Raw genomic sequence first — 16,900 nt, forward strand, 5'->3', positions numbered from 1 at the left:
ACCAAACCTTCTCGCTTGCATCGACCGGGCCTTGATGTCTTTGGCAGGCCCGCTCCAGGACCGGGGAAAAAGCTGTCGTCTCGGAACATTCTGCCTCATCCGCATATGATGCTTACGAACATGCATCACTCACGAATGTTCCCTTTTTAAAAGAAGCCCCGGATTGTCGAGCCGCCTCAGTTATGCTTTTCATAGTCCTGCTGGCAGCTTTGATCGTATAGCACCCACATCAGGGGAGCGAATAATGCGGTAGCGCGCCTCTACGAAGTTGTAGAGGCCGAAGGATGCCAAGCCGAGAGCGACGGCCAAATAGATGATCGCGCCAAAAGGTAGACGACGGATCCAGTTCAGCGCATCTGCCATGCTCCCTGCCTTATCGGGATCAACCGTAAGAGCTGCGTAGCAAAACAGTACCCCGATGATCAGAAAGATGATTCCGCGAGATACCAGCCCATAAATACATAACAAAAGCAGCGGCCTGCGACCTGATACGGAAAGATAGCGTTCGAAGTGACGGGACAACCCCTTGTGGACTGTAATCCCGCCGCCGAGCAGGAAAGCGAGCCCGATCGCGCCGGCCAGATAGATCCCGAAAGGTTGCGCCAGAGCCCAGGCCGCCAGTCCCTTCTCTCCACTGCCGTGGCCGCCGTAGTCAAGATTCAAGGCCCGCGAGAAAGCATAGGCCGCAAGTCCTATATAAATCACCGCGCTCGCGAAAAGGGTCGCTCGGATTGCAAGACCTTTCGCGTCGTTTTCGTGATTGTCTGCATTCGCTACAGACTGGGCCAGCCGCCAGGCCACAAAACCCAGCAGCCCCATACCAATCAATGTGAGCCATACTCGTCCGAGGGGCTGCGAGAGAAGAGTATCGAGCGCGGATCTGGTCTCTGGCCGGCTACCAAAACTCGAAAAGAGCGCAAGACCTGCAACGAGAACAAAAACGATACCCCGAGCCACGTATCCTGCGCGTGCGAGCAATTCAAATTTGGAAACCATGGCAACTTCGAACCTCCGAGAAAATCAGGAACGAGACGAAAGGCGTTGAGTTCCATTGCGCTGTTGTCCTTGTCCCACGCAGATGGAATGTGTCTGCGGCGACCGAACGGACTGGCATGTCTTTGCGTTACGTCGGTAAGAGAGAGGATGAGGGAAACGCTATCCCAAGTCCCTGCGAGGAGGAGCGATTATGGTTGATACTCGTACCAAGGGATCAGGCGCAAAGGCCGCGCTCGAGCAGTATTTCGAAGAGATCGAAGAAGGCCAGCGTGAACCGCCCGATGACGACGAAAACTTGCTGGAACTTGAAGACGCTCTCAGGGAAGTTGCTTGGCTTCGCAAAGAGGTGGGGGATTTGCGGACTCAACTGGCCATCATGAGAGGATCAACGGGGGAAGTCACCAAGGAAGCATCGCGATCCTGGCTGAAGGTCACGGCAGCTGCCGCGACGGCTCTTGCGCTCGGAACGATATTCAGTCGGCGCCATTACCGGGCGCGGGGTGGCCACGCACACCTAGGATGATCGTCTGTAGCAAGTCATGAGGTGGCCGCTGCTTCTATCAAGCCGGCTGGCTATCATCGAGTTTGCGGTTCCCCTGCGCAACACGCCTCGCGTCACACTCACCGCCGGAGACGTTCATGTTTGACAATTTTGAATTGAAGATTGCTGCGACGACCGAAGGCCAAATTCGTCTTCGGATTGGCGGTAAAGGGCCAGCGACGATGCTCCTTCATGGACACCCGCGAACTCATATGACCTGGGGGAAGGTTGCTGACGCGCTGGCAGACCACTTTACGGTTATTTGCCCGGATCTTCCGGGGTTTGGCGGGTCCTTCATTCCAGCCGACAGTTGCAACAGCGAAAAATCTTCGAAACGAGCAAAGGCTGCCGTTCTCAAGGAACTTATGGAGAACCTCGGTTTTGTTAGTTTCAACGTTGTGGGTCATGATCGTGGAAGCCTCACGGCATTTCGGTTGGCGATGGACTATCCCCAATCGGTCCGGCGGCTAATCACCATCGATGGATTGCCTGTGATCGAGCATCTGGAGCGCGCCGACTGGAAATTCGCCAGAGATTGGTACCACTGGTTCTTCTTTGCCCAACCCGAAAAACCCGAACGGGCAATCTCCTCTGATCCCGACGCCTGGTACAACAATCTGTCGGCAGAGCTGATGGGGCAGGAAGCTTACGATGACGTGTTGAGGGCCATTCACGACCCTGCCGTAGTTCATGGGATGATCGAGGATTATCGAGCCAGCACACGAATTGACCATCTGCATGATCGGGAAGATCGTGACGCTGGGCGACAGGTTCAATGCAAGATGTTGTGTCTTTGGTCTCTCCGAGATGATCTCCAGAAGATCTACGGAAATCCGGCTGCAATTTGGAACTGCTGGGCCCGCGATGTCGAAGGTTTCGGTATCGACAGTGGGCATCACGTCGCTGAAGAAAACCCGGAGGCTTTGGCCTCAGCAATCACCGACTTCCTTCTGGAGTGACAGTCTCCGCGATAATCAAACTTCCCGCTGGAACTCTGTTAAAAGCCCGAGGTTAGTAAACGTTACCCAGAGCCTAGGAGCGCTTGCTATGGCCGAGGACAGGATTCGGGCCGAGGCCTACAGAAAATGGGAGGCCGAGGGCCGTCCCGATGGACAGGCCGAGCGACACTGGCTCGTCGCTGAAAAGGAGATTACCAAGACCGAGGGCTTACCGAAAGCAAGGTCGTCTGACCAAGCAGGTGGCATAGTCCCATCTGACGATCCAGAGGATACCGGCTCGGATGCAGTTCCCTCGCAGAAGGCAACGACGCCGTTCAGCCCGGGCGAACTGGCGTCCGAGAATAAGTGAGTAACGCTCGGCATCATCGACGGCGGCCGGAAAGTTTGACCGTACCCCCGCCATGGGACTGAGCTCTACCGAACCCATGGAGCACATAACTGGAGAGGGGTTGGTGGCACCTGGACATTATGTTTTGCAGAAAAGAACCGTGCCGGCCAATCGAATTTGAAAGGCGAAAAATGTCAAACTGGGTGCATCTTTGTATCGACATGCAGAGGCTGTTTGCGGAGGACACACCCTGGCACGTGGCGTGGATGAAAGAGGTTTCGCCACAGGTTGTCGCACTCGCGGAGCGCCATCCGGAGGCTACGATATTCACCCGTTTTGTTCCGCCGCGGAAGGCTGAAGACATGACTGGGATGTGGCGTGCCTATTACGAAAAATGGGGGATGATGACCCGAGACAATCTTGACACGGCTCTTATTGATCTCGTTCCGGCCTTGCGCGCCCTGACGCCACCGGCGCGCATCTTTGACAAGATGACCTACTCACCATGGGTCAGCGGCGAGCTGCATTCCATTCTCGTGAAAGAGGGTGTCGATACCGTCGTTCTGACCGGTGGAGAAACTGATGTTTGCGTGCTTGCCGCGGCTCTCGGCGCAATCGATCTCGGTTACCGCGTCGTCCTATTGAAGGATGCTGTTTGTAGTGGCGCCGATGATACGCACGACGCGTCTCTGGAACTCCTCGGCGACCGCTTTTCCGTGCAGCTTCGTCTTATCACAGCGGATCAATTCCTAAGCAGTCTGCCATCAGGTTTGCACCTGGATTAGGGCAAAAAGCCATGACCAATGCCGCAAAGAACCGTTCCTACGCGCTGCCCCTCGATATCGAACCAATGGAAGCGAAGCTGGTCAACAGCCTCCCAGACCAGAAGGGGTGGCAGTTCGAGCCGAAATGGGATGGATTTCGGTGCCTCGCTTTCAAGGAAGGATCAGTTGTTGACCTTCGGGCGAAGTCCGGAAAACCTCTGGGGCGATATTTCCCCGAAATGCTGTCGCTGCTGAAGGACCTGCCCGTTACACGGTTTGTGGTCGACGGCGAGCTTGTAATTGAAGCTGGTGGACATCTATCGTTTGAAACGCTGCAAATGCGCCTCCATCCTGCTGAAAGGCGGATACGAAAGCTGTCGACCACTCACCCGGCCAAACTTGTTCTTTTCGATATTCTTGCAGATAACAATGGGCGTTCTCAGCTCAAGGAACCTTTCGAACGACGACGAGAGCTCCTCGAGGATTTACTAGGACCCTTCGTATTAAAGAATCGGCTGGCGCTCTCGCCCTATACCAAATCTGCACAGACTGCCGAAGAGTGGCTCTCTAAAGCGGGAGCTGATGGTTTCGACGGGGTCGTTTGCAAACGTCTTGATGGAGCCTATGAAACTGGCGAGCGCGCCATGATCAAGGTGAAACGATTGCGAACTGCCGATTGCGTGATTGGCGGATTTCGGTACGGGAGTCGCTCGGATAAAGTCGGCTCGCTTCTGCTTGGTCTATACAACAAGGAGGGTAAGCTTGATCATGTTGGCTTCACGTCGAGCATCAGAGACCGCGAACGAGCGGAGCTCACTGAAAAGTTGGAGGCACTTCGCGAGCCTCCCGGGTTCACTGGCAAGAAGCCCGGAGGTCCCAGCCGGTGGAGTACTGAGCGAACCGGTGAGTGGGAGCCGCTGAAGCCGGACCTTGTCGTTGAGGTCCGGTTCGATCACGTAACAGGTCGTCGTTTTCGCCATGGGACGACGCTGGTCAGGTGGCGGCCTGACAAGAAGCCACGTCAATGCGACTACGAGCAAATCGACCAGGCGATCATGGTGGACCCCACTTTCTGACGGGCCGGGTGGGCGCCAAGCTGCAGCGCCTACCAAATCAACAGATCGCGTCGGGAGCCAATGGCTCTATTCATCCGGTGCAAATTTCGCCTGATCGAACAGCCTGTCACGCAAAGTGGAACAAAGCTTTGCTGTCAGGGTTGGACGTTCTCTACCGCAAGCATGGGAGATTTAGATGTCCAACGAATTCCCGAGAGGGGATGCCCCCTTCGCGCCGGCCCTGACGGCGCAGCAGGAGGAAAGGTCAACGACGTCCGGCACCTCAACGACACCCGACGCGATGGCGAAAGCCAGGGACCTGAAAGAAAAGGTGGCCGACGATCTGAGTTCGGTCCAAGACAGCCTGAAAGCGGGCGCTGATACCGCAGTTGAAAAAGCAAGGGACGCAGCCGCCAGCCAGAAAAATTTTCTCGCCCGCCAAGTCGGCGGCATCGCAACTGCACTCCAAAAAGTGGGTTCGGAACTTGAAAATTCGGATCAGCCTGAAACCGGACGCTATGCCAGCCAAATTGGACGGAGCGTGCAGGCCGTTGCCCGGCAGATAGAAAACCGGGATCTTGGCGAACTGGCAACGGCCGCGGAAGATTTCGGTCGCAGGCAACCGGTGGCATTCCTGAGCGTGGCGGCCCTTGCTGGTCTGGCCGCAAGCCGTTTTCTCACCGCTTCTGCAAAACGTTCGCCCGGTTCTGTGACTAACCAGTCTCGAAAGACGGATTACAAGAGCGAGGGTAACACAGATGTCTAAAGTACCCGATAACTTATCGCTGTCGGAACTGGTGGGTGGTCTTGTCACTGACGTGACGAGTCTGTTGCGCAAGGAAATCGACCTCGCGAAAACGGAAGCATCCGAAAAATTCTCGCAGGCACTCACAGGCGTTGAAGTTCTGATATTTGGACTGGTCCTGGCAATCGGTGCGGTGGGCGTGCTGTTGACGGCCGCGGTGGCAGGACTTGCGGCGTTTCTCGTTACACAAGGTATCTCCCCGGCGAGCGCGAATGCCTTGGCAGCTTTGATCATCGGAGTGGTTATAGCGGGTATCGCCTGGGCCATGGTCGCCAAGGGTCTCTCGGCTTTGCGCGGAAGCAATCTTCGGCTTGACCGGACGGCAACGTCGCTTCGCCGTGATGTCGGTGCTGTAAAGGAGAAATTTTAATGAGCAACTCAGCCGAAAAAACCTCTCTGGATTTGCAACGGGAAATCGAAGTGGATCGGAAGCGGATCGAAAATCGGATCGACGCTATCCAGGAAAAGATGTCGCCCGGCGAACTGATAGATGAAGTTCTGAACTATGCAAAACAAAGCGGTGGCGCCGAATATGTAAGCAATCTTGGTCGGGCGCTAAAAATGAACCCGATGCCGGTCGCTCTGATGGGGATCAGTCTTGCTTGGCTGATGGCAAAACAGAATGGCGATGCGCAATTGACAACAGCATCCGATCCTGAGTACCCACTCTACTCGGCCGATGGTGCGATCCGCCGTTTGGGGCCTCCTGAAATCGAATTCGGCAGCAGATATAGCTATTTCACAGACAACACCGGGAAGCGCTTGAAAGCGTTGACGGATGAGGCTGGTGCACGCGCCGGTCATTTCATTGACGAGGCGGGAAAGACGTATCGCGGATTTGTCGACGCAGGCGGAAAGCAGATCGAACAGATTGCCGATGAAACGGGCGCCATGTTCGATGCAGCATCCGGTTGGACCGCAAAAACCTGGGCCCAGGTCAAGGATGCAACGAGCAGCGTAGGATCAAAAGCATCGCAAGCGATGTCGTCGTTGTCCGATCGATCGGCCTCGGCCGGGGCAAGCATCCAGGAGCAGACCACTAAGCTAAATGATGCTATTCTCACCCATTTCAGAGACCAACCTCTCGTTGGTGGAGCCTTGGCTTTCGCCGTCGGAGCCGCGATCGGTGCGGCGCTTCCGCATAGCGAGATGGAGGATGAAATGCTAGGCGATACCGCAGACCTCGCCAAGACCAAGATTGCCGACGAGGCGGCGAACATGGCCGAACAAGGCATGGATATTGCGTCGGGTGTCTACGAGCAAGCTGTTTCGGTGGCCGCCGAGGCACACGATGTGGTCAAAGATCGGATTCTGGAGGAGGTTAATGCCTTCAAAGCCGGGAACGGCGCTACCGAACCCAAACCGCGCTAGGATACTTTTGACCTGGTCCAGCCAATCCTTGCCGAGTTGAGGGTTGGCGCAAAACCTGACAGCATCTGACCGTGACCGGCGCGGCGCTGATACGGTCTGTGTGGTATCACTTCAACCGGTTCGCGACCGGTTGGCTGTCATTGGAACAGTGACCTGGGTTCGTGTGCGCTGTCACGAGCTGTTGGCGCCGTTGATGAGAATATCCCTCGCAAGGCCTTGAAAAGCGCATCGCCCGCAAACGCGTTGCCGCCGTCATGGCACACCGGTCTTACGAGTTTCGATCAGGTTCTGAATTACACTGGGAGCCGAGGACGAGTGCACAGGGCCGGGCTGGTGCGGCGCCATGCGACAACAAACACTCGCGCTCCCACCAGGGCGAAGCTGTCCACCTGCGCCTTAGGCCATGTGCGCGAAATCCGTGAAATGGCACCTCCGCAGCCTCTGTTCCAGCGTCTTTAACCACCCTGCAATTGAAGGCTCTAAGAAGCGGAGTCAGATGACCGTCTGAAGACCAAGCTCGACCACACGGCCTGTCGGCAAGCTGAAGTAATCCGTTGCGTTGCCCGCGTTTCTGGAAAGTGCGATAAACAGCCTATCCTGCCACAGTGGCATGCCGCCTTTCTTCGAAGGGAGGATTGTTCGGCGGGAAAGGAAAAATGACGTGGACATTATATCGAACGTCAATCCGAGCTTGCGTGCCAGAACGAGGGCGCTCGGTATATTTGGTGTCTCCATATAGCCAAATGTGATGATCAGCCTGCTGAAGAGCGGATTGAAGCTTTCAAGGGAAATCTTGTCATCATCAGCAACAAAGGGCTTGGCAGCCGTCACCACGCTCAAAATTACGTTGTGCTCATGGATGACCTTGTAGTGCTTCAGACTATGCAGCAATGCGGTCGGAGCGCCTTCGATGTCACTCGTCAAAAAAACTGCTGTTCCGGGCACCGTCGGCGGTTTCCTGCGGTGAAGACTGTCAATGATGGAGGCAAGGGGGATTTCGTCGGCTTTGGTCCGGTTTGCCAAGATCCGCCGACCGGCGGTCCAGGTCTGCATGAGGAGTGCCATTGTCGATGCCACAGCAACCGGGACCCATCCGCCGTCAGCAAACTTCACCACATTCGCGAAAAGAAATCCGGTGTCGATCACCATCAGGGGGACGATGACAGCAAGCGTCGTTGCGATAGTCCAGTTCCAGGAGCGTCGCATCACCACGAAGAGCAGCAACGATGTTATCAACATCTCACCAGTGACGGCTATGCCATAAGCCGCGGATAATCCGCTCGAGCTCTGAAAGAAGATTACGAGAGCAGCTACGAAGACAAACAGGAGGCTGTTAACCTGTGGCATAAAGATCTGCCCTAAATGGGTCTCGGAGGTATGCCGGATCTCAAGGCGCGGAAGCAGGTTAAGGTGCATTGCCTGGCGGACCAGCGAATACGCCCCGGAAATTACTGCTTGGCTAGCGATGACGGTAGCAGCCGTTGCGAGGCAAACGATCGGCAATCTTGCCCACTCCGGATGCATGGAGAAGAAAGGATGAGAAGCCATTTCTGGATGAGCAAGAACGAATGCGCCTTGTCCGAAATAGTTAAGTAGCAAGCTTGGGAACACGAGCACAAACCAGGCGACAACGATGGGCCGCCGTCCAAAGTGACCAAGATCCACATAAAGAGCCTCTGCGCCGGTCACAGAAAGGAATACAGCACCGAGCACAGCAACTGTCGACGAAAGGTTGTGCTCTATGTATCGGACAGCGTGAGCCGGGTTGACCGCGCTTAGCACTGTCGGATCGTCCAAAATATGGACTGCTCCGCTGATGCCAAGCACGACGAACCAAAGCGCGGTAATTGGTCCGAAAACAGACGCGACACCGCCCGTGCCAAAGCGCTGGACAAAGAACAGGGCGGCAATAATCGTGAGAGTGATAGGTACGACCCAATCGGATAGGGCAGGGGCGACAACCTGTATGCCTTCAACCGCCGAAAGGACGGATATCGCCGGCGTGATAATGGCATCGCCGAGGAAAAGGGAAGCCCCCGCGACGCCTAGGACCAGAACCCATTTGGGGCGGTCTGCAAAGCTCTCACGGGCCAAGCTCATCAGCGACAACGTGCCGCCTTCACCGCGGTTGTCTGCCCTAAGCACAAAGCAGACATATTTGAGGGTGACAACGACCGTAAGCGCCCAGACAATGAGCGATAGAACCCCAAGAACGTCTGGTCGGCTTTCACCAACTCTGCCCGTCGCATGCAGTGCTTCTCGAAAGGCATAGAGCGGACTTGTGCCGATATCCCCATAGACGACACCCAGCGCTGCTATCACCATAAATGGGAGACCGGTCCTGGATTCGTGTTCCAGTTCCGGATCGTTATTCCGCAGTTGGCGATAGGTCACGTTGTCGTTCCTGAGGCACTGGTGCCTTACCGTGACGTTGCCATTACAGCGGGGCTATTGCAACGACCCTGTTGACGGCCAATGATTCCAGATGATCGTTCCCCCGCGGTGGCGGGCACCGCATGCGGTTCGACGGTTCGGGCCTACCTTCGCGACTACCCTGCTCGGTCAGACATCATCGGGCAGTATGTTTCCGGCTGCCGACGCAAACGCGATTGCCTCCCGCCGGTCTCGCAAATGGGCCGCGCTATCGCTATTGCAGAGAGCCTCGTGATCACCGACGTCGTATCCTTCGGCCTGAGCCTGCGCACGCAGTATTTCCGCCTGTTGGTCAAAGACGACCCCGTCGACCTCAAATCCCTCGCGTTCCATCTCCTCCGCCTTATTCTTCAGCCGATTATAAATAGTTGTCACCGAGAGGACTCCGCATCTGGCGGGCCCAACTGAAAGTTGCGGCATTTGTCCAAGAAAGATAGGAAAACCAGTATTATACGGCCAATTGGGCCGTCCGCCTCATCGCTCACATTGTGCCGTGCCCTACGGCGACCGTATCGACACCTGTTGTCGCTGCTGTCGGTCCCTCTAGCCTCGGGTTCACGTCAGCTTCGCGCTATGATCTCAAGGAGCCACAATCATGCTTAAGGCAACCAACCGTCTTGATTGGCGCGACTGAGGTGGGATCCTGCCGTATGTTCCAGGAAAAAGCTGATCTCGTGCTCCAATCCGACGCAGGCTTCACTCTTCGCCTCAACGAGGCCTGGAGCAGCATTGTCGAGAAGTAGCCGGTCGCGCGCCAAAATAGCCTCGGCGTAGAGCTCGAACAGGTCTCGCAACCTAGGGGCTTTGGCAGAGTGCCGCCGGAAGCTTGGTCTACGCATCATGAACGTAGCATAGCCATGTCTAAACAGGTCAACGGCCTTCAGATCCATCTCTAACGCTCGCAACTCGGGACACGCTCTCACAGAAAGGCCCTTGATGAATGGCCGTTTAACCGTGCACGACGGAAAGGGCGGCAGCACCTGATAGCATTCTAATATGAAGGTATCCTGAAAGACAAAGGATGAAAAGTATCACTCGTCGTACGAGGGAACTACTCAACCAGTCAAATGCGGCTCCGAAGACCAAAAATCGCGCCCATGATCTATTACTCGCCGCGTTACTTCCATGTCCTCTTTTAAGCTTTGCGCGAGCGGGCGCACTTTCGGCCAGGGGGCCGACATCGGTCGCCTGCTTGGCCGCATTTCAAAAGATAGGGCTGCTAAGCGCTGCATCGAAGCGCCCGGACGCCGCGATTGTGTATTTTTCTTGGAACAGTTGACCCGCCTTATCGGTTGGTATGCCGACCAAATCATCAACGGGAGCTCGTCGTGACGGTTATTCGCCCCGACATCTTTGCTGACCCACAGCCAGAAGAAGCATTCGTCCGGCGCGATGGGCAGGGGGTGTGTTTGTTCAAGTTCGCTGTCGAATACCGGCTGGACGGAACTCTTTGGGCTGCGGATATCTGGGCTTACTCCCACCAAGACGCGGAAGCGCGCGTAGCTGCAATGAAGAAGTCGCTTGCCGTTTGCGGCCAAGTCTATTGCGAGGTCCTTGCATGACGCAATCGCGCGTCGCCGTACAGAAACTAACCTCCAGAGTCCGCTGTTGATTCTCAACCGTGTCAGGAAGTGAGCAGCTCCGCTTCCTGGGCGAAAAGCACACCGATGCTATGTCCGCCTGACGAGTGGCCGCCTGTGGTGGCATAACCGATCAGATAGGATCATCTCCTGAATGATGCGTGTTAGGAGCTCAGAGCTCGACTGGCATTCCTCTGCTGGATAGACGGCCGGTGGTGATCACCAGGGCTGACGGCTTTCAGGGCGGTCTTAGCCGAGCAACTGTTCGCCAGCGTACCGAAAAACATGGGCAACAACAAGATGTTATACAGCAGACACGCGCTGGCGGCTCACCGTGGGCGGCTATTTTCCAATGCTTGAAGAGTTCCATGTCTGTTCCTGATCAATCGACCATGCAAAATCGTCTTCTGGCTCGCCTGCCTGGGGAAGAATACCAAAAGATCGTGAGCAGGATGGAGAAAATCCAGCTTAGGCACGGTTTTGTCATTGTGAAAGCCGACAGGCCAATAGACTACGTATATTTCCTGACCAGCGGCATCGGTTCGGTCATCACGGTTTCGGCTGGCAAACACCGGGCGGAGGCTGGAATGTTAGGTCGAGAAGGATTTTCACCAACATCGGCGGGTGTTGGAGGCACAATTTCTGTGCATGAAGTTCTTATGCAGGTCGAAGGGGACGGGTACAGGATGCCCCTTGATTCAGCACTTGTGGCCATCTCCGAAAATCCGACGTTCGCCAACCTTCTCGCACGATTCATTCAAACTTTCGCGTCTCAGATCTCCTACACTGCCCTATCGAACGTTAACTATCAGATTGATGCCCGACTTGCACGTTGGTTGCTCATGTCACACGATCGGGTGGACGGGGACGAGATCGGGCTCACACATGACTTTATATCGCTAATGCTGGGTGTCCGGCGCCCAAGCGTGACGACCGCGCTGCATGTGCTGGAGGGAATGAAGCTTGTCCGTTCGGAACGCGGGCGAATAACCATTCGCGATCGAAGAGGCATGGAGGAGTTCGCAGGTGATTCCTATGGAAAGCCCGAAGAAGAATATCGGCGGTTAATCGGCGAATTTTAGCGCCGCGCCCGCGGAAGGTGTTTCGTCCGAGAATTGCGGTCCGGTTCCCAGCTCCTCGTCGCGAGCCGCATCGCCTTCCGACTGGCCTTTCTGCCTGCTCCTTGCTGATGCGGTGCTTTTTGGCGAAGTATGCCACCTCGATGCTCATCCCCTGAAAACCTTCAGCGGTCCTGCTGCCCGTGATTGCTGGTATCGTCGGACATGGTATTTCGGACAATCCAGCAAGATCGAGGCGCGCGCGCGACCATAATGGTTACTCCGTCAACCACGAGAGATTGTGCGTGCTCGTGCTCGAATACACGATGACCGCACCCCGACGGCCCTCCGCCATTCTGTTGCGTCGACCCGTTTGCTAACAAAACGAGGTAGTGGGCCCAAGGCTCGTCGGGAAAGCCCTTTCAACCGAGACGACGCTAACCTTCAACACCTTTCGCCTCTTCGGCGCGATCACCGGGCGAAATGAAGCTCGTAGTCGATGACGAGGTTTCGGCAGCGCGGATCAGGCGCCGTTACTCTCAAATGCTGGCTCACGGAACAAGTTGCACGACTTCCAGGTTTGTCCGACATGGGACGAACTGGAAGAATTCGTATCGGCATCTCGGGCTGGACCTACAAGCCTTGGCGGGGCACATTTTACCCAGATAAGCTGCCACAAAGTCAGGAGCTGGCCTACGCATCGCGGCGATTTCAAACAATCGAGGTCAATGGGACTTTCTACGGATTGCAAAAGCCGGAGGCGTTCCAGCTTTGGAGAGATACCACGCCGGAGAATTTTGTTTTCTCAATCAAGGGCTCCCGCTACATCACGCACATGCTGCGGCTCAAGAACATCGAAACACCCCTTGCCAACTTTGTAGCGTCTGGTCCGTTGCGCCTTGGGTCGAAGCTCGGACCGATCCTGTGGCAATTTCCGCCGAGCTTTAAATTCGATGAAAACCTCTTCGATCACTTTCTGCGTATCCTGCCGAAGAATACGGAAGATGCGGCCGCTCTCGCGAAGCGACATGACGAAAGGCTCCGTAGTCGATGTTGGCTTGAATGCGAAGACAGGCAGCCATTGCGCCATGCGGTGGAGATCCGTCACGACAGCTTTCGGAGCGAGCGATTTATCGAACTCTTGAGAAAGTATGGAGTTGCCCTCGTTTGCGCAGACTCGCGCGAATGGCCTCTGTTGATGGACGTTACCGCGGATTTCATTTACTGCCGCCTTCATGGTTCGGACGAGCTTTACGTCAGTGGATATGATGACGACGCCCTTGAAACATGGGCCGGTCGCATTCATGCTTGGGCGCATGGCGGGGAACCCGACAATGTCGAGCGGCTGACGTCTCGCTTGCCGCGGTCGAAGGCGGGCCGCGATGTGTACGTCTACTTCGACAATGACGTTAAGGTTCGTGCGCCCGCCGACGCACGATCGCTGGCTACGAGGCTCGACGTGGTTTGTCCCGATGACGATCAGGCGCTTGAAAAGGCTGGGAAAGACATTGCCGAGCAAGCGCGTCCGCACTGGCCGCCGGTTAGGCGTCGGCAGTGAATGCGACGATGGTTGCGCGCATATTCCGGGGAAATCTGCCGACACGCAATAGCGCCTCGTTAAAGCCTCCGGTTAAGCATCACTTGCGTCAGTGCTGTTGCGTGGCGTCCTCAATAGCGGAAATTTTTCGCCGGCTGACGCATGGCCCCATCGTCTTTTCAGCCTTGTACCTTGATCTCAGCATCACTATGAAAAAAGGTAGAGACATTCATTCACGGCGCAAGACGCCACCCTCCTCGACCAGGAATAGGCCTCAACAGAAAAATGTCTAAGCGATCGGGCAGTGCTGACCTTCCACTCCATGGCGGGCGCGTTCCTCACTGGCTGAGTGACCGCATGGCCAAGCTTGGCGCATTGATCGCCGAGGCAGTTGTCCATCACTATGGCCGCGATGAGTTCCTTCGCCGCATGTCGCATCCGTTCTGGTTCCAATCGTTTGGTGCTGTGATGGGAATGGACTGGCACTCGTCCGGCATAACAACCAGCGTGCTGGGTGCAATGAAGCGTGGCTTGAGGCCAATCTCGGGCGAGTTAGGTCTGCATGTGTGTGGTGGACGGGGTGCGCAGTCGCGCAAGACACCCCAGGAGCTCATCGATATCGGCAGTCGTACAGGGCTCGACGGCGCAGCCCTGGCAAACGTCAGTCGGCTTGTTGCAAAGGTCGACAGCGCAGCCGTTCAGGATGGCTTTGATCTTTACCTGCACGGGTTCATAGTGACCGATGACGGTCATTGGGTGGTGGTGCAGCAGGGGATGAACCAGGAGCGGCGCCAAGCCAGGCGTTATCATTGGCTGTCAGAGGGGCTCGAAAGCTTCCTCAATTCTCCGCATTGCGCGATAGAGGGGCGCGTCCAGGGAAACATTATTAATCTCGCTGACCGTAAGGCGGAAAAATCAAGACGTGACCAGCTCCATCTGTTATCCACGCTTGGGCCGGATCAGATTGCGCGGGAAGTCCACGCTGCGACAGTGGTTGTCGCTCCTTCTCCTTCCAAGGTGGAACAACCAGAGCTGCCACATCTTATCATGCCGTCTCATCACGACGTCCGCGAGAACGATGTGAACATGAAGCGACTCCATGCAAATCTGGCAGCCGCCGCTGATCGCGGTCCGGCGGACTATCAGGAGTTGCTGCTGACACCGGGCGTAGGGCCACGGACCGTAAGAGCACTTGCGATGGTCGCCGAAGTGGTCCACGGCGCACCCTACCGGTTTTCCGATCCGGCACGGTTTTCGCTCGCCCACGGTGGCAAGGACCGGCATCCCTTTCCGGTGCCTGTGAAGGTCTATGACGAAACCATACGCGTATTGAAATCGGCAGTCTCCAAGGGAAGACTTGGACGAGATGAGGAACTCGCGGCCTTGAGGCGTCTCGACGCTCAGGCCCGGAAACTCGAACATCACGCCTCGGGTCCCCAATTCAGCGAGATCATCGCGGAGGAAATGGGCATGTCTGCCCAGTTCGGTGGACGAAGTGTGTTCGGATGGGAGCGAGAATAAAGAGCGTTCACGGCCAAGTCCAAATTCTGGAAAATGTTGTAGTTCAGCTCACAGGCGCTTGAACATTTCCGCCTTACTATTCGCCAACAATCGAGGTTGCTAGCGATCGAACTGGTTTCGTCGACCTCACGCGGGCACGGTAAGGAACCATTCCCTGTCTGAAAATTACCTTCAACGCCACGGTTTCAACCGTGCAACAAATGCGCGGGTGTCGAAATCCCGCGCGTGCAATGGGATCAACGGGATGGAAGCCCCACCACTAAAACGAAGGCTCGCTGCCAGACTCGTCGCGGATAGCCAGGGTATTCCAGGCTCGTGCACGACAATAAGGAACGGACGCTTGCGACATTGACCTCTCACCGCGCTAGCGTGGACCGCGTTATTGAAAGAGCCCAGGGGCAGATTTTCGGGAGCGCCGGCGACCGTTGTTCATGCTTTCCGCTCAGCGGTTGCGGAAGAGTCCGAGTTTCCCGATTGCTGCCGGTATACCTTCTGTCTTTCTTCCCTCTTGCCGGAAGATCGTGTCCCCGTTCGTGGCGTCTTGCTAATGCGGGGGCGCGCTTTGTGTTCGGTGTTGGTCATGATGCTTCTCCTCCTGAACCGCGCTAACGGCCAGCGGTCGCGCATGTTCCAAGCGGGAGACACTCGAAGAACCGTCCGGCTGCGGCCGAAATTCGGCCCTGAGATCGAGGTACTGTATTGAACTGAGGGCCGGAGCGGTGTCGCGTAAGACATTCGAACTGTTTAGACCGAGCGAGTGTCTGCTCGTTGGCCATCCATTTGGCATTTACGTCTTTGCAATTGTCCTCGACGCGCCGAACCGGAACAAACCGCACCGAAGACGGTTCTGATTTCTAGCCGCCCGGGAAGAAATTCGAAACCCCGGTAGCGCTTGCGATTGCCGGGGAGGTCAGAATGCCAGACATTAAAAAGTGGGCGAAACCTATTTCCTTCGTTTCACCGCAAACAGGCAACTACCGAACGATCGAGAGCGCAAGCGATGCCATTGCCGTATTGCGCGGCGCAGGCTGGCCCGTCCAGACTGGCAAGCAGCTGCGTGAAGCCAAGAAGATCTGCGTCGAAGTGATTGACGGGAAGCGGCCTCCCGCTGAGGCCCGCAGGGCTTTTATTGCGGCTGCAGTCGAGGCGCACATCTTTGTCAAGGAGAAATAACAGGACCGGCCGGCAAGCGGGGCCTTTCCAGCCAAAGCTGAACGCATTCTCATTCCGCGAATGTAAACGATGCCGAAGAAATGCCGTCAAGAGCCAATGGCCCTGACGAAGATCCAGAACGACAGTGTCGATCCCACCACCGGGCCTTTACCAGCATAGTCATCGCCCCCTCTTCGGAGCCGGATCACGCGCTACGATGCCTGATTTTGTTCCTGGCCCAGCGGTCATATGATTGTCTCGGCTGCCAGTCGCGCCTCGCGTCCTGCCCCGGCTGTTGGTCCTGCCAGGCCCCGCGCAGTCCCGCAACAGCTTTGCCGTCTTCCACCTTCGTTTCGGCCCTTCGGGTGCGGATCAGCGCTTGCGGGCCCGGCTGTCGGACCGCCGTAGCAGGTCGCGATGGTCGCGACTTCAAACGGAGGCTCCAACATGAGCAGGCAGCCCATTCACCAACGATCCGATCTATACAGCCGCATCACCGACAAGATCATCGCCGAGCTCGAACAGGGCGTGCGACCCTGGATCCAGCCCTGGACCGCAACCAATGCCGCCGACCGGATCACCCGGCCACTGCGCCACAACGGCGAGCCCTATTCTGGCATCAACGTCCTGCTCCTCTGGTCCGAGGCGATTGCTCGCGGCTTTGCCTCTCCGACCTGGATGACATTTCGCCAGGCGCTGGAATTCGGTGCCGCCGTCCGCAAGGGCGAGACCGGCACCACCGTCGTCTTTGCCAGCTCCTTCATCCGCACCGAAACCAATGACACCGGCCAGGAGATCGA

The 16,900-nt window shown here is 56.4% G+C and carries 17 protein-coding genes; 14 read left to right on the top strand and 3 right to left on the bottom strand.

The annotated features are described in order from the left end of the window. Window positions 1–189: 189 nt before the first annotated feature. Window positions 190–996 (bottom strand): DUF1206 domain-containing protein, encoded by an 807-nt coding sequence (locus FHT97_RS22495; RefSeq protein WP_183864303.1) that lies wholly within the window; start codon window positions 994–996, stop codon window positions 190–192. 190 nt (window positions 997–1,186) lie between these two features. Between FHT97_RS22495 and FHT97_RS22500 the strand changes: the two genes are divergently transcribed. From FHT97_RS22500 to FHT97_RS22535, 8 genes are all read left to right on the top strand, one after another. Then, window positions 1,187–1,519: a hypothetical protein gene (locus tag FHT97_RS22500; protein ID WP_183864304.1), complete on the top strand. Its 333-nt coding sequence runs from the start codon at window positions 1,187–1,189 to the stop codon at window positions 1,517–1,519. Window positions 1,520–1,635: 116 nt separating this feature from the next. Then, entirely contained in the window at window positions 1,636–2,496 is an 861-nt protein-coding gene (locus FHT97_RS22505) for an alpha/beta hydrolase (protein WP_183864305.1), read from the top strand. Window positions 2,497–2,584: 88 nt separating this feature from the next. Further along, window positions 2,585–2,845, top strand: a complete 261-nt coding sequence (locus FHT97_RS22510; protein ID WP_183864306.1) for a DUF2934 domain-containing protein — start codon at window positions 2,585–2,587, stop codon at window positions 2,843–2,845. Window positions 2,846–3,015: 170 nt separating this feature from the next. Further along, entirely contained in the window at window positions 3,016–3,609 is a 594-nt protein-coding gene (locus FHT97_RS22515; protein ID WP_183864307.1) for a cysteine hydrolase, read from the top strand. 11 nt (window positions 3,610–3,620) lie between these two features. Continuing rightward, complete coding sequence (locus tag FHT97_RS22520) at window positions 3,621–4,664, top strand: ATP-dependent DNA ligase (RefSeq protein WP_183756728.1); 1,044 nt, start codon at window positions 3,621–3,623, stop codon at window positions 4,662–4,664. A gap of 280 nt (window positions 4,665–4,944) precedes the next feature. Beyond that, window positions 4,945–5,409: a nutrient deprivation-induced protein gene (locus FHT97_RS22525; protein ID WP_183864324.1), complete on the top strand. Its 465-nt coding sequence runs from the start codon at window positions 4,945–4,947 to the stop codon at window positions 5,407–5,409. Next, entirely contained in the window at window positions 5,402–5,818 is a 417-nt protein-coding gene (locus FHT97_RS22530) for a phage holin family protein (RefSeq protein ID WP_183756729.1), read from the top strand. The genes FHT97_RS22525 and FHT97_RS22530 overlap by 8 nt, the downstream gene beginning before the upstream one ends. Beyond that, on the top strand, window positions 5,818–6,819 hold the full coding sequence (locus FHT97_RS22535) for a DUF3618 domain-containing protein (protein WP_183864308.1): 1,002 nt from the start codon (window positions 5,818–5,820) through the stop codon (window positions 6,817–6,819). The genes FHT97_RS22530 and FHT97_RS22535 overlap by 1 nt, the downstream gene beginning before the upstream one ends. 492 nt (window positions 6,820–7,311) lie before the next feature. Here FHT97_RS22535 and FHT97_RS22540 read toward each other — a convergent pair whose 3' ends face one another. Together FHT97_RS22540 and FHT97_RS22545 are read right to left on the bottom strand one after the other, a co-directional pair. Continuing rightward, window positions 7,312–9,213 (bottom strand): potassium transporter Kup, encoded by a 1,902-nt coding sequence (locus FHT97_RS22540; protein ID WP_183864309.1) that lies wholly within the window; start codon window positions 9,211–9,213, stop codon window positions 7,312–7,314. A 168-nt stretch (window positions 9,214–9,381) separates the two neighbouring features. Continuing rightward, window positions 9,382–9,627 carry a hypothetical protein gene (locus FHT97_RS22545; RefSeq protein ID WP_183864310.1) on the bottom strand — a complete coding sequence of 82 codons (246 nt, stop codon included), beginning with the start codon at window positions 9,625–9,627 and terminating at the stop codon, window positions 9,382–9,384. Window positions 9,628–10,580: 953 nt separating this feature from the next. Between FHT97_RS22545 and FHT97_RS22550 the strand changes: the two genes are divergently transcribed. The 6 genes from FHT97_RS22550 to FHT97_RS22575 form a co-directional block, all read left to right on the top strand. After that, the gene (locus FHT97_RS22550) at window positions 10,581–10,814 is read left to right on the top strand and encodes a hypothetical protein (protein ID WP_183864311.1); all 234 of its coding nucleotides are present in this window, start codon (window positions 10,581–10,583) and stop codon (window positions 10,812–10,814) included. A 386-nt stretch (window positions 10,815–11,200) separates the two neighbouring features. Next, entirely contained in the window at window positions 11,201–11,914 is a 714-nt protein-coding gene (locus FHT97_RS22555) for a Crp/Fnr family transcriptional regulator (protein WP_183756760.1), read from the top strand. A 565-nt stretch (window positions 11,915–12,479) separates the two neighbouring features. After that, window positions 12,480–13,448 carry a DUF72 domain-containing protein gene (locus FHT97_RS22560; protein ID WP_183864312.1) on the top strand — a complete coding sequence of 323 codons (969 nt, stop codon included), beginning with the start codon at window positions 12,480–12,482 and terminating at the stop codon, window positions 13,446–13,448. A 264-nt stretch (window positions 13,449–13,712) separates the two neighbouring features. Beyond that, entirely contained in the window at window positions 13,713–14,948 is a 1,236-nt protein-coding gene (locus FHT97_RS22565; protein WP_183756733.1) for a DUF763 domain-containing protein, read from the top strand. Window positions 14,949–15,863: 915 nt separating this feature from the next. Then, a complete protein-coding gene (locus FHT97_RS22570; RefSeq protein WP_183756734.1) occupies window positions 15,864–16,121 on the top strand; it encodes a DUF982 domain-containing protein in 258 nt (85 codons plus the stop codon). 426 nt (window positions 16,122–16,547) lie between these two features. After that, on the top strand, window positions 16,548–16,900 hold a 353-nt coding region (locus FHT97_RS22575), incomplete at its 3' end, for an ArdC-like ssDNA-binding domain-containing protein (protein WP_183864313.1).

Origin of the sequence: Rhizobium sp. BK399, from assembly GCF_014194695.1 — a bacterium.
Lineage (GTDB): Bacteria > Pseudomonadota > Alphaproteobacteria > Rhizobiales > Rhizobiaceae > Rhizobium.